This window comes from Streptococcus chosunensis (genome assembly GCF_003626515.1).
Lineage (GTDB): Bacteria > Bacillota > Bacilli > Lactobacillales > Streptococcaceae > Streptococcus > Streptococcus chosunensis.
The window spans coordinates 97,883-111,597 of sequence record NZ_RBCK01000001.1 but is presented as its reverse complement, the minus strand read 5'-3'; the positions used below and the strand labels follow the sequence as shown (position 1 = coordinate 111,597).

The following is a 13,715-nucleotide window of genomic DNA, read 5'->3' as shown; positions in this document are numbered from 1 at the left end:
TTTTTGTTTAATATTTTCTTTTATATCAAACTAAAATACACACACAGAAAACTTTTTTAATCTATAATTCGATTATTTCTCTTCAAATCCTTCTGCGACTGCGTCTGCAAAGTTTTCTTCTACAATGCTTGCACAGTGGTCACAGATAACTGCGTGGTAGCTACGTTCTGCTGTTGTTGGGTCGATACGACGGCAACGGTCACATACTTCACCTGCAGCGCGTTCAACAGTGAAGGCTACATCTTCAAAGCTTACAGCATTTTCCGGAGCTGGTCCTTCTGCGATGGTCAATTCAGACACGATTAAAAGTTGAGCTACATTGCTGTTTACAGCTTCGAGTAGAGTTTTCACCACTTCATTTGGATAAACTGTCAAGTGTGCTTCAAGTGATTTACCTATTACTTTGGCATTACGCGCTTCTTCCAAGGCTTTTTGAGCTTGTCCACGGAAATCCATAAATGCTGCCCATGTATCCAAGATTTCTTCTTGATTAGCAAAAGTTTCTGCTTCTGGCAATTCTGACAATTGGACGAAGTCTTCAGCTTCAAACTCAAGATATGACCAGATTTCTTCAGCAGTGTGAGGAAGGATAGGTGTCAAGAGTTTGGTGATTTTGACAAGAATGTCATAGAAGACAGTCTGCATTTGACGACGTTCCAATGATTTGGCACCTTCGATGTAAACAACATCTTTGGCAAAATCAAGGTAGAAGGCTGACAAGTCAACGTTGATAAAGTTCACCAAGGCCTTGTAGATTGTCAAGAATTCAAAGTTTGCGTAAGCATCACGAATCGTTTTCACAAGCTGGTTAAAGCGAATCGTCATGTACTTATCAACTGAACGAAGCTCATCGTAAGCGACTGCATCTTGAGCTGGGTTAAAGTCAGATGTATTGGCAATCAAGAAGCGAAGGGTGTTACGAATCTTACGGTAAGTTTCAGAGACTTGGCTCAAGATGTCCATAGAGATACGCACATCGTTGCTTGAGTCAACACTTGTTACCCAGAGACGCAAGATTTCAGCACCGAATTGTTTTTCAACATCGCTTGGAGCAATGGTATTTCCAAGAGATTTAGACATCTTCTCACCTTTACCATCAAGGGCAAAACCTTGTGACAAGATTTGTTTGTAAGGTGCTACGCCATGATTGGCAACAGATGTGATAAGTGAAGAGTTGAACCAACCACGGTATTGGTCAGAACCTTCTAGGTAAAGATCTGCTGGGTAAGTCAATTCTGGACGGTTTACCACAACTCCATTCCATGATGAACCTGAGTCAAACCAAACGTCCATGATATCTGTTTCTTTCTTAAACTCACCATTTGGTGAACCTGGATGTGTAAATCCTTCTGGCAAAAGGTCCTTAGCATCGCGTTCCCACCAAATGCTTGAACCATGTACTTCAAAGAGTTGAGCCACATGTTCAATGGTTTCAGCAGTCATAATCGCTGTACCGTCTTCAGCGTAGAAGATTGGAAGTGGAACACCCCAAGCACGTTGACGAGAGATAACCCAGTCGCCACGGTCACGGATCATATTGTAAAGACGGACTTTACCCCATTCTGAGTGGAATTTAACCTTTTCAATTTCATCCAAGATTTCTTGGCGGAATTTAGAAACTGAGGCAAACCATTGTGGTACTGCACGCCAGATGATTGGTTTCTTAGTACGCCAGTCAAATGGGTATGAGTGAGAGATTTCTTCTTGGGCAAGAAGGAGGTTACCAAGTTTCTCGATAACAGTTGGAACTACCTTTTCATAGAATTGACCTTCAAACTCAGCACCAGCATTGGCCATCATAATACCACGTTCGTCAACAGTCACTGCGACTTCAAGACCATTAGCAATACCAACATTATAGTCATCCTCACCAAAACCAGGGGCTGTATGGACAATACCCGTACCAGAATCAGTCGTAACGTGGTCACCAAGGATAACCAATTCATCTACAGCTGTATCCCATGGGTGTTTTGTTACGATATGATTCAATTCTTGACCACGGTAGGTCGCGAAGACCTGAACATCAGCCCAGCCAAATTTCTCAGACAAGCTAGTCAACAATTCTGCAGCAACCACAAACTTGCGATCTTCACCAGCAGGTTGAACCAAAACGTAATCAATATCTGCACCAACAGTCAAACCACGAGAAGCTGTGATGGTGAATGGTGTAGTTGTCCAGACTACGATATAAGTATCTGTATCTAGAACACCTTTGCCATCTTTTACTTTATTTGCATAGTAAAGAGAAGTTGAAACCAAGTCATGGTATTCAATCTCTGCTTCTGCAAGGGCAGACTCAGATGACCAAGACCAGTAAACTGGCTTGGCACCACGGTAGATATAACCTTTGTTAGCCATCTCTCCAAATACACGGATTTGAGCTGCTTCATAGTCAGGAGTCAAAGTCACATATGGATTTTCCCAGTCACCAGAAACACCTAAACGTTTAAAGTCTTCACGTTGTTTATCTACTTGAGAAAGAGCGTATTCACGGCAAAGTTTCAAGTACTCAACCAAGTCCATTTCTTTACGTTTGACACCTTGTTTTGCCAAAACTTGCTCGATTGGCAGACCATGAGTATCCCAACCTGGGATAAATGGTGCGTAAAAACCTGACATTGATTTTGAACGAACAATGATATCTTTTGAAATCTTGTTCATAGCGTGTCCAACGTGGATATTTCCGTTCGCGTATGGAGGGCCATCATGCAAGGTGAAATGAGGTTTTCCTTGGTTCAATTCTTGACGACGTTGGTAAAGTTTTGCATCTTCCCATTCCTTTTGCCAAACTGGCTCTTTGGTAGGAAGCCCTGCACGCATTGGGAAAGCTGTTTTTCCAAGGTTAAGGGTATCTTTGAGTTTCATGGTATCTCCTTTATAAATAATAACAAATTAAAAACCACGACTGCCAAAAAGGACGAAAATCGTGGTACCACCTTTATTCGGAAAAAGATTTAGTCTTTCTCCCTCTTATCCCGTAACGTGGGGAACGTCAAATCCTACTAATTTCAGACTTGAGTTTTTGAGAGGATAATCTTATCATTAGGGATTACAGGACTCACACCATCTCCTGCTCGCTGAAAATATAAGGATAAGATATTGTTCTCACATATCACTATTCATTATAAGATAAGGACAGATTCTTTATTTGTATCTTCCTCATTCGATGAAGGGGCTTCGACTTCAACTGGCTCTAAATGTTCTTCTACATAATGATCTTGTTGAGCTTCAAATTCAGCTAATTCTCTATTACCAGCCTCAATTCGAGCTTGTAACTCAGCCATTTCTTCAGGTGTAAATTGACGAGTCATATCGATTGGTTCTTCTTCTGGTTGTGAATATACTGACTCACCAAGAACTTCACCAACAACTTCTTTAAATGCTTCATCACTTGTCTGAAGGTAGGTAGCTGTTGGGCGCAGAATATCTTCCCAATCTGATGATTCAACAATTGCTAACTGGCTCTCAATAGTAGATTTGAGACGTTGGTGGAAGACACGGCTCTTGTTCTTCAATTCTTCAGTTTCAACAGCAACTTTTTTAGCATTATCAGTAGCTTGACGCAAGATCTCATTAGCCTTATATTTTGCTTCTTCAAGCAAACGTTGGGCATCTTGCTCTGCCTGTTGGATAATATTATTAGAACGATCTTGAGCAGCTTGTTTCACACGCTCTGCCGTATCTTGAGCAATCAATACTGATTGACTCAAAGAATCTTTCATCTCATCAAAGTAAGACAAACGTTCTTCCAAGCTCTTGATATGCAACTCTTTATCATGATTGCTTCGAACTAAATCTTCATAATCACGAACAACAATTTCAAGAAATTCTTCAACTTCTTCTGGATCAAAACCTCTAAATCTTGTACCAAAGGTTTTATCTTTGATTTCTAACGATGTAATTGGCATATTTTTCCTCACTTACTTAATAACAATTGGACCGTTAATTTCTTTTTATCTTTTTTTGTTTGCCCATTATCCCTAACGAGTTTTAATCGACCAAATTTCCTCACACTAATCAAATCACCAACTTGGACTGCATAATCTGATTTTTCAACTAAATGGTAATTCACTTGGACTGCCTGCTTTTCAATTAGCTGACTTGCCTGATTTCTAGACAACTTGAAGACACCTGCTAAAAAAACATCTAATCTAGAACTAGCGATACAAATATCTAATTCTTGATAATCTTCTACTGTAGTAATTTTCTCAGTAAAATCCCGTTCTTCTAGACGAACCGGTAAACGAGCAATTTTCGTAATGCCGTCTTGAAAAAGGAGCATAAACTGTCGATTAATGATAATCTGCGCCCTCTCTTCATTGACTAAGATATCACCAAATAGCTTCCTATCAATTCCCAGCTTGTTTAAAACAGTCCCTAATATTTTTGCATGTGTTAATCGCTCAAACTTACTAGGATAGACAATTTCTTGCAAGGATAATTCAAAATCAGAGAATTCTGGCTCAAAATAATCAGGATACAGGAGAACCCGTACATATTCAGTATCAAGAAACTGCCGACTGCTCATATAGGAGATGCCGTTGGTTGATGCTAAAACATTTAAAATCTTTTCTTGATGGGGATTTACAAAAGGTGTTAAAAAAGGAGAATAAGAATCTTCTACCTTTTTTATCCATTCTGCTCCCTTATCAATAAATGACGAATCATTCTTAGAAAAGTGTTGATAAATCATCTTGTTCATAGAAAGATTACTAAAAGTCGAATCAACTGTTCCCCTAGGAAGTGAACTAGTAATACCGCAATCCAGACAGACAAGTCAAGACCTGCAATCTGGAGGGGTAAACGTTGCAAGGGAGCTATTATCGGTTTCGCTAAACTAATGATCAAGCGTCCAAGACGTGATTCATAAGCATTGGGAAACCAAGACATCAGGGCAAAAATGATTAAAATCAGTGAATAGATATCCACTGCATTTTGAATAAAACGAATGAGAAAGAGCATTATCTCACTCTCGTACGTTTCATGTCAAAGCCAAATTCACCATTTTGTGATTCATCTGGAATTTTGATATCTTCAATATTGACGACAACATCAACTGGTGTCAGCAGGTACATAGTAGATGCTACCTTTTTCATGTTACCAGCTAAAACGTGACGCGCCCCATCCAGATAATCCAAACAACGACGAGCTTGGACTTCTGTCATATATTGGAAATCAATCAAAATACTTTCGTTACCAGCTAATAAATCAACAATATCTGTGGCATCTTCATATTTGCGTGGATAACGAACATCAATTGTCACCTTATCAGTAGAACGTTGACTTTGCATAGCCAACTCTTGTTGACGGGCATGAAGACGAGTGATGTTTTTATCTTTAGATGGCGTGCTAGCAGCTTGTTGAGGCAACTCTTGAACAGAAGGAACTGGAGTCACAATCGGCTCTTCAGCTTTAGGCTGATATGGAGTACCAACATCTTCTCCATCTTCTGTAAAGTAATCTATAAATTTATCAAATCTATCTTTTAAAGACATAGTTCTTTCCTATTTAAAAAATGCTGAACCAATTCTGACAAATGTTGAGCCAAATTCAATCGCTTCCTTGTAGTCACGACTCATACCCATACTCAAGTCCGTCATTGGCATATTGGGAATTTGTTTTTCTCTAATTTCTAGTTGCAAATCCTGCGTAGCTTTAAAAATCTCTTTCAACTCATCACTACTAGCTTCAAAAGGAGCCATGGTCATCAAGCCGACATATTCGATTTTATCTAAGGTGGCCAATTCTGACAAGAGCTCTAATAGTTCTTCCCTTGAAAAGCCATGTTTGCTCTCTTCCTTTGAGATATTTACTTGTAAGAAACACTTAACAACTCGGTCACTTCTTTTTTGAATTTCCTCTCCTAGCTTTAATGAATCCAAAGCGTGGAAATAATCAACGTACTGAATGACATCTTTAACCTTGCGTCTTTGCAAAGTTCCAATCAAATGCCAAGTAATATTTCTATCTTTTAAAGCTTCATATTTCTCAAGAAATTTATCCACACGATTTTCACCAATATGATGCACACCTAGCGGAAGCAAAGCCTCCGCTGTCGGTACGTCTACATATTTTGTAACAGCAAGAACCGAAACAGAATTGGCTTCTCTTCCTGCCTGCTGACTTGCATCTTTTATTTGTTGAAAAACACGTTCTGTATTTTCTTTCAAATTCATTTACTTAACGATTTTTGAAAAATGGAGGAGTGTCTAATTCATCCTCATCGTGTAAAGATGGCGCTTCGAAACGTTCAACTGGTGATACAACTGAATCAGTTGGTCGAACAATTGTCTCACGACGCAAGTCCCAATCACCAAACGCTGAAGATTGAGAAGTTTCTGTGCGACGAGGTGCTGGACTTGGAATTTCTGCAGTTTCAGCCATATCAAAGTGACGATTATGATTGTGTGCATGACTAGGACTTGCTTGCTCATGACGAACAGCTTGTCTTGGTGCATGACCAACAACTTTTTCAACACGATCTTGGCGAACACCAGTTGCCACAACTGTAACACGGATTTCATCTTTCATGTTTTCATCGATAGATGTTCCGAGCCAGATATTCACTCCTTGGCCAGCCGCTTGGTTGACGATCTCTGAAGCTTCTTCTGCCTCAATCAAAGTCAAGTCGAGACCACCAGTAACGTTGACGATGACATCCTCAGCACCGTCAATAGTTGTTTCAAGAAGTGGTGAGTAGATTGCCTTACGAGCTGCTTCTACCACACGTTCTTCACCACTACCGATACCGATACCCATTAGGGCGTTTCCTTTATTTGCCATAACTGTTTTCACATCGGCAAAGTCAAGGTTAATCAAACCAGGGTTTGTGATCAAATCAGTAATCCCTTGAACACCTTGGCGAAGTACATTATCTGCTTCGCTAAGAGCTTCAAGAAGTGGAGTTTTCTTATCAACAATTTCAAGCAAGTTGTTGTTTGAAATAATCAATAGAGTATCTACATGTTCGCGAAGCTGATTGATTCCTTCTACAGCGTATTGGCCACGTTTGCTTCCTTCAAAACCGAAAGGACGTGTCACAACACCAACTGTAAGAGCACCTAAATCTTTAGCAATGCGGGCAATAACAGGAGCTGCACCAGTACCTGAGCCACCTCCCATACCTGCAGTAATGAAGACCATATCTGCTCCAGTAATAGCTTGAGTCAAGGCTTCTTCGCTTTCTTCGGCTGCCTTTTGACCGATTTCAGGTCGACCGCCAGCACCCAAACCACGGGTCAATTTAGGGCCTAACTGAATTACAGTCTCAGCTTTTGTACTACTCAAAGCTTGTACATCTGTGTTTGCCGCGATAAATTCTACGCCTGCAACACCTTCGTCAACCATGCGGTTAATGGCGTTACCGCCACCTCCACCAACACCGATTACTTTAATCACTGCACCTTGAGCAGCCGCTGTATCAAATGAAAATGTCATAGTTTATTTTTCCTCTTTTATTCATCAAACATACTTCCAATTAAACCACGGAAGCGATCTGCGATTTTTGGTTTATTTTGAGAAGATACTTTATCTTCTTTTGGAGCAACTACGTTCGTAGAAGCTGATTGCTCTACCTCAGTATTTTGAACTGGTTGAATAGGGGTAGGTTGTGCTACCTGCGTAACACGTTGAATCATCCCACCAAAATTAATTGGTTGGTGACGCAAAGTATCCTCACCCTTGACTGCTCGTTGTGCTAACAAATGCACTTCAGTCAATTGACCAGCAAATTCAGATAAGCTAATCACATGAGCGAAGGCAGGGTTACGGATTCCAACTTGATTTGGAACGTAAAGTTTAACACCAACGCCAAATACTTCCTGCGCAAGTTCTACAATACCTGGTAAAATAGCATTTCCACCAATCAGAACAATCCCACCTGGAAGATCCAACAAATGTCTTCTTTCCAACTCTTGTTTGATTTGTTCAAAAATGTGTTTAATGCGAGCTGAAATAATCTCTGCTAGGTAGCTTTCTGTAACCTCAACAGGCTCTACTTCACCAATCACTTCAACTTGGAAGGTTTCATTACTTGCAAGTGAAGGGTAGGCTTCACCATAGTTTAATTTCAATCCTTCAGCTAGTTTTTGTGAAGTCTTCAAGACTTTAGAGATATCTTTTGTGACATAATCTCCACCTTCTTGAAGAATATTTGTAAACTGGAGTTCTTGGTTACGGATTGTAGCAACAGTTGTTTGACCTGCTCCCATATCAATCACAGTAGCTCCAAATTCACGCTCTCCTTCATTCAAGACTGAACGAACCAAAGCCAATGGTGAAATAATAATATTTTCAACTTGAACACCTGAGCGCTCAACTGTTTTGCGTAAATTGTGAAGAATAGTACGTGGACCAGTGTAAAGTAAGCCACGCATTTCAAGACGAACCCCCATCATGCCACGTGGGTCACGAATACCTTGGAAACCATCTACGATAAATTCTTCAGGAATAAAAGTAATGACTTCACGATCTGGTGTCATACTCTTTGTCAAGGCTGATTTGACAACATTTTCGACATCTTGATCTGTAATTTCTTTTGTATCAGATGTAACTGGAATCATTCCTTGAGTCGGTTCTACTTGCAAAAGATTTCCAGGCAAACCAACATTCACAGATTTAATTGAAATGCCAGCTTTCTCTTCTGCTTGGGAAATAGCTGACTTGATAGCAGTTGCTGCTGCTTCAATATCAACGATAATCCCATCCTTTACACCTTTACTCTTGGCATTACTTACACCAATTACATTAAGTTCACCATCTCTAAGCTCGGCAACCAATACCTTAATCGAATTAGTTCCGATATCTAAGCCTGTAAAAAAACCATCTCTAGCCATTACATCGCATCCTCTCTCTTCCAAGTTTCAAACTTCTATTCAATATAGCTAAAACAGGGCATAGCTATTCACAGAATATTATAACACAAAAAATCCAATCGTGCTTAGTTTTTCCTAAATTTACTTACCATTTTTTTACATTCGCTCATCATATTTTTGTATTTTCCAAACAAGTTATAAAAAATTAGATTTATGAAAAAAGAAAGCTTGATTTTAAGCTTTCTTTGCAATCATTTTTTCTGCTTCTTGTTCTAAAAATAGTTCCAAGATTTTCTTAGTCAAAGTTATTGCTGCAGACAAGGCTATAGAAACAATCAAATAATTAGCTACTAAGCCATGGTCTCCAACCAATGGTGGTTTTGTCAAGAATCCGTAATCTCCACCTGTTACTAAATTGACCACAAAAATCAAGGCATTTAGTGCAAAGGTCATGAGAAAAATTCCCTTCACATCCAGCAATCGCGCGTTATACTGTCTCAATAGATAAACTAGAGAGTTCCCCAAGAGAGCTAAGTGGCCAAAGATAAAGGATAAAATCGCAATATGTGGGAAAGGATAAGCATCTGGCACTGGATAAACAAAGGCTGCTAATGTCCCAAATATCCCCAATAATGCAAAATACTGCCTATATTTAGACTGACCAGGAAGCAAAAGCACCACAAACATAGCCATACGGCAATGGTAAAAAGGTAAACTTTCTGACAGCGGCATATGATTGACCCAATACCAACCATAAAGTAGAATCAACTGAACTGCCTGTAAGATTTGGAAAAATCGTTGGTAAGCCTTCTTTTCACGATAGCGATAGGCTGTATAAAAGGTCAAACCCAAGAGTGCAAATATACTGATATACCAAAAAAGATCAAATTTAGGTGGCTCGGTTGCTTGGGTCGTAAAGAAAATATCCCATAAATTCATCTAGTCTTCCTCATTATTCAAAATTTTCCTGCATTTTATTATACCATGCTACTTAAGAAAAATGGATTTAGAAATACGATAATCATCTTCTTAGTCAAGATATTGCTCCCTCTGACCTTGATAAATCTGCCAAAGAAGTTCTATTTGCTCCTTGGTAATGCGTTTTTCAGATAAGGTTGGCAGTTGGTCAATAGCAAAAAATTGAAGAGCAGCAATTTCTTGATTTTCTTGGAATTGTCCATCAAGAAGCTTACATTCAAAAACAAACTTTGCATATTGTTTGCTCTGAAGTTGGAAACGATTGGTATCAAAAACAGCTAGAAGTCTTTCTACTTTGGCTTCAAAACCGGTTTCTTCTTCAATTTCCTTGATAATATTTTCAGTTGGAGAATAGCCGACTTCACCGAAACCACCTGGCAAAGCCCAACTATCCTCTCCTTGTCCCCTAACCAGACAAATTTTTTCATCCTCAACTATCCAAGCACGGACGTCCATTAAAGGAGTTGCATAAGCAGACGTTGGTTTCAAGACTTCTGCCACTTCTTCTGCATCAAGGTCTGATGCTTGATTCAACATTTCAGATAACAGGCTTCGCAAGTCCTCGTAACGCTCACGGTCGAAAGGATCTTTTGTAAAGGTTAATCCAGTATCTGTAAGGGCAATCATTCTTTGCAGATACTTGATAAAATCACTTGTCTTCATTTTCTAAACTTTCTACCAGCTTGGCTAGATTCATAGAGTTAGAACCTTTGAGCAGGATTTGGTCATGGGCTCCAAGTCTCTCTTTGACTTGCTTGACTAGGTCTTCAAATTGGTCTTGTTCTTCTGTTTTCTTGAAGTAGTAAACGTGGCCGATTGGGAACATTTGACTGGCCAATTGGGCTAATTCGGCAATGTCTTCTCCATAGAAAATAAGGGTATCAAGCACATCTGGAGAAAGGCTCAAAATCATCTGATTATGGAGTTGAACAGACTGGTCACCAAGTTCCTTCATATCCGCCAAGACAGCAATTTTCTTGCCACCTTCATTGGCTGGAATGGCAGAGAAAGTCTCTAAAATCAGCTTCATAGCAGTTGGATTGGCATTGTAAACATCTGATAGGATATCTGCTCCATTGGCAGCTTTCTTCCACTCAGTACGGTTACGCGTCAATTCAAGATGTTGGAAAGCCAAACGAATTTTCTCCTCTGAAACTCCTTCTTGCAGGGCAACATAAGATGCAATCATAGCATTGGTGGCATTGTACTTACCAGTCACTGGCAAATCAAGAGCTTGTTCCAAGAAATTAGTCTTAAAAGTCAGACTGTCCTTACGCTCAATCAAGTCGGTAATTTCCAACTCTGCTCCTGAGCCAAAACGAATCACCTTTTTATCAGTAGGCAAGAAGTCCTCTACAATCGGATCTGCTGGTGCCAAAAGTAAGGAACCAGACGCCATGCCATCAGCAATTTGCATTTTTCCTTTAGCAATTTCAGAACGGTCTTTGAAAAAGGCTAAATGGGCCTCACCAACCAAGGTCACGATGGCTGTTTTTGGACGAGCCAATTCTGACAAGAGATGAATATCTCCCAAGTGATCCTGCCCCATCTCCAAGACCAACTTTTCTGTTCCTTCAGGCATGTGGAGAACTGTGTAGGGAAGGCCAATCTCATTATTGTAGTTACCTTGTGTTTTGTAAGTTTTGTAGGTTGTTGATAGCAAGTGAGATAACATATCCTTGGTCGTTGTCTTGCCATTTGAACCTGTAACAGCAAAGACATCAACTCCTGTTTTTTCAAGATAGTAGGCAGCTAGGGTTTGAAAGGCCGTCAAAACATCAGCTACTAAAATGTAGGGATGATTTGCGATTTCTTTCTCAGACAAGGTTACTGCAGCACCATTTTCAAAGGCTGTTTCGATAAAGTCATGACCGTCACGCGCACCTTTGAGGGGCACAAATAAATCTCCTGTCGCAATCAAACGACTGTCAAACTCAGCTTTTTCTAACTGGGTGTCCTCAAAGATGCTGATATCATTTTTAGCTCCTACAACTTGAGCCACTTCATGGATTGTTAATTTCATTTCTACTCCTTTAAAAAGGGTCGAAGCTCGAGAACTCTAGTCACCTTGCAGTGATGGTTCTGGCTTCTACCCCCCTCTTTCATTTTATAGCAAATGCGCTTCGCGCTTGTCAAAACTTTCCTTGGCAAGGTCAACCAAACGCTCGATTAGTTCTGGGTAGCTGATTCCCATATTGTCCCAAAGTAGTGGGTACATAGACCACTGGGTGAAACCTGGCATGGTATTGAGCTCGTTTAGGAAAATCTCTCCCTTATCTGTATAGAAGAAATCGCAACGAGAGAGACCGAGGCCACCAATAGCACGGAAGGCAGTTTCTGCATTCTGACGCATGACAGCTACCACATCATCACTGATTTTAGCTGGGATATCCATGGTAATCTTGTTGTCAATATACTTGGCATCGTAGTCATAAAAGGCAACATCCTTGACTACTTCTCCTGGTAGCGTACTCTTGACATCGTAGTTGCCCAAGAGACCAACCTCGATTTCACGAGCATTTACCCCTTGCTCTACCAAGACACGGCTGTCATATTGGAAGGCAAGTTTCAAGGCTTGACGAAGTTCCTCTTGATTTTCAGACTTAGAAATACCGACACTAGAACCCATGTTAGATGGTTTTGTGAAAACTGGATAAGTCAATTTTTCTTCAACTTCAGCAATTTTAGCAGTCATATCATCACCTTCGACAATGGCCACATAAGGAACTTGGGCAATCCCGACAGATTCTAAGACACGCTTAGTGGTGATTTTATCCATGGCAAGACTAGATGACAATATGTTACAACCAACATAAGGCATTTTCAAAACTTCCAAGAATCCTTGAACTGAGCCATCTTCTCCCATCGGACCGTGGAGGACTGGAAAGACCACTGCTCCCTCTTCGTATATAGCACTTGGTGCAACTTTCTTATCCCAATCAATGGTTTCATTGGTCATAAGACGATCCTCTTGACCTGGAGTCTGGCTAAATTCTTGCGTTTTAATAAAGTCACCTGACTGGCTGATGAAGAAAGTCTTGACTGTGAAACGGTCGTAGTTGACCGCACGCATGACACTTTCAGCTGAAAGAACAGAGACTTCACGCTCTGCACTACGTCCACCGTATAAAAGAATAATCGTTTGTTTCATATTATTTGTTCCAATTCTAATAGAATACTCGTTCTTTAGTATATCATATTTGCTTCTTTTTTGAAACTTGAACCTGATACTGGTCTTCAATAAATCTAAAAAGAGACCGATAAAACAACTGTCGGTCTCCGTGATTTTTGTATAAATGAATTGAGTGTATTAATTTGTCTAGACTTACAACTCTGTTCGATTTTCAATGGCTCGTAAGAGTGTAACTTCATCCGCATACTCAATATCCGCTCCGACAGCGAGACCTCGTGCTAGACGCGTAACCTTGATACCAGCTGGCTTGAGCAAACGTGAAAGATACATGGATGTCGCTTCCCCATCTGCTGTAGCATTGGTCGCCACAATCACTTCTGAAACTTCACTATCCATAAGACGAGTCATAAGGCTCTTGAGATTGATATCATCTGGACTGATACCATTCATGGGAGAAATAAGACCATGTAAGACATGATAGAGTCCATGGTATTCTTGGATATTCTCCATGGCTGCCACATCGCGACTATCTTCGAGAACTAAAATCGTTGTCTGGTCACGAGTCGGATCGGTACAGATAGAACAAGGATCATCATCAGTTAATCGACCACAAATTGAACAGTAGGTCAATTCTCTCTTAGCAGAAAGGAGATTTTTTGCAAATTCATTGACATCATCATCAGACATACCAATCGTATAAAAGGCCAGACGTGTAGCCGTCTTAATCCCGATACCTGGTAACTTAGAATAACTGTCAATCAGCTTGGCAATGGGTGTTGGATAAAGCATAA

At 40.2% G+C, this 13,715-nt stretch carries 13 protein-coding genes and 1 other annotated feature; all 13 genes read right to left on the bottom strand.

What is annotated here, in order from left to right; translation table 11 throughout:
- Nucleotides 1-72: 72 nt before the first annotated feature.
- Nucleotides 73-2,865 (bottom strand): isoleucine--tRNA ligase, encoded by a 2,793-nt coding sequence (gene ileS / locus D7D54_RS00660; RefSeq protein WP_120718586.1) that lies wholly within the window; start codon nt 2,863-2,865, stop codon nt 73-75.
- A gap of 45 nt (nt 2,866-2,910) precedes the next feature.
- Nucleotides 2,911-3,122: a binding site (T-box leader), on the bottom strand.
- Nucleotides 3,123-3,908: a DivIVA domain-containing protein gene (locus tag D7D54_RS00655; protein ID WP_020901696.1), complete on the bottom strand. Its 786-nt coding sequence runs from the start codon at nt 3,906-3,908 to the stop codon at nt 3,123-3,125.
- An 8-nt stretch (nt 3,909-3,916) separates the two neighbouring features.
- Entirely contained in the window at nt 3,917-4,702 is a 786-nt protein-coding gene (locus D7D54_RS00650) for a YlmH family RNA-binding protein (RefSeq protein ID WP_020901695.1), read from the bottom strand.
- Entirely contained in the window at nt 4,699-4,962 is a 264-nt protein-coding gene (locus tag D7D54_RS00645) for a YggT family protein (RefSeq protein WP_020901694.1), read from the bottom strand. The genes D7D54_RS00650 and D7D54_RS00645 overlap by 4 nt, the downstream gene beginning before the upstream one ends.
- Nucleotides 4,962-5,495 carry a cell division protein SepF gene (locus D7D54_RS00640; protein WP_020901693.1) on the bottom strand — a complete coding sequence of 178 codons (534 nt, stop codon included), beginning with the start codon at nt 5,493-5,495 and terminating at the stop codon, nt 4,962-4,964. Before D7D54_RS00640 ends, D7D54_RS00645 begins: the two co-directional genes overlap by 1 nt.
- 9 nt (nt 5,496-5,504) lie before the next feature.
- Nucleotides 5,505-6,176: a YggS family pyridoxal phosphate-dependent enzyme gene (locus tag D7D54_RS00635; protein WP_020901692.1), complete on the bottom strand. Its 672-nt coding sequence runs from the start codon at nt 6,174-6,176 to the stop codon at nt 5,505-5,507.
- A 4-nt stretch (nt 6,177-6,180) separates the two neighbouring features.
- Nucleotides 6,181-7,437, bottom strand: a complete 1,257-nt coding sequence (gene ftsZ, locus D7D54_RS00630) for a cell division protein FtsZ (protein ID WP_000144254.1) — start codon at nt 7,435-7,437, stop codon at nt 6,181-6,183.
- Between the two features lie 17 nt (nt 7,438-7,454).
- Nucleotides 7,455-8,834: a cell division protein FtsA gene (gene ftsA / locus D7D54_RS00625; RefSeq protein ID WP_020901691.1), complete on the bottom strand. Its 1,380-nt coding sequence runs from the start codon at nt 8,832-8,834 to the stop codon at nt 7,455-7,457.
- A 213-nt stretch (nt 8,835-9,047) separates the two neighbouring features.
- Nucleotides 9,048-9,752 carry a YwaF family protein gene (locus D7D54_RS00620; RefSeq protein WP_020901690.1) on the bottom strand — a complete coding sequence of 235 codons (705 nt, stop codon included), beginning with the start codon at nt 9,750-9,752 and terminating at the stop codon, nt 9,048-9,050.
- Between the two features lie 90 nt (nt 9,753-9,842).
- Complete coding sequence (locus tag D7D54_RS00615; RefSeq protein ID WP_020901689.1) at nt 9,843-10,454, bottom strand: NUDIX hydrolase; 612 nt, start codon at nt 10,452-10,454, stop codon at nt 9,843-9,845.
- Nucleotides 10,441-11,814 carry a UDP-N-acetylmuramoyl-tripeptide--D-alanyl-D-alanine ligase gene (locus D7D54_RS00610; protein ID WP_120718585.1) on the bottom strand — a complete coding sequence of 458 codons (1,374 nt, stop codon included), beginning with the start codon at nt 11,812-11,814 and terminating at the stop codon, nt 10,441-10,443. Before D7D54_RS00610 ends, D7D54_RS00615 begins: the two co-directional genes overlap by 14 nt.
- Nucleotides 11,815-11,898: 84 nt before the next feature.
- Nucleotides 11,899-12,942 (bottom strand): D-alanine--D-alanine ligase, encoded by a 1,044-nt coding sequence (locus D7D54_RS00605; RefSeq protein WP_120718584.1) that lies wholly within the window; start codon nt 12,940-12,942, stop codon nt 11,899-11,901.
- A 174-nt stretch (nt 12,943-13,116) separates the two neighbouring features.
- Nucleotides 13,117-13,713: a recombination mediator RecR gene (gene recR / locus D7D54_RS00600; protein ID WP_000966754.1), complete on the bottom strand. Its 597-nt coding sequence runs from the start codon at nt 13,711-13,713 to the stop codon at nt 13,117-13,119.
- Between the last annotated feature and the right edge of the window lie 2 nt (nt 13,714-13,715).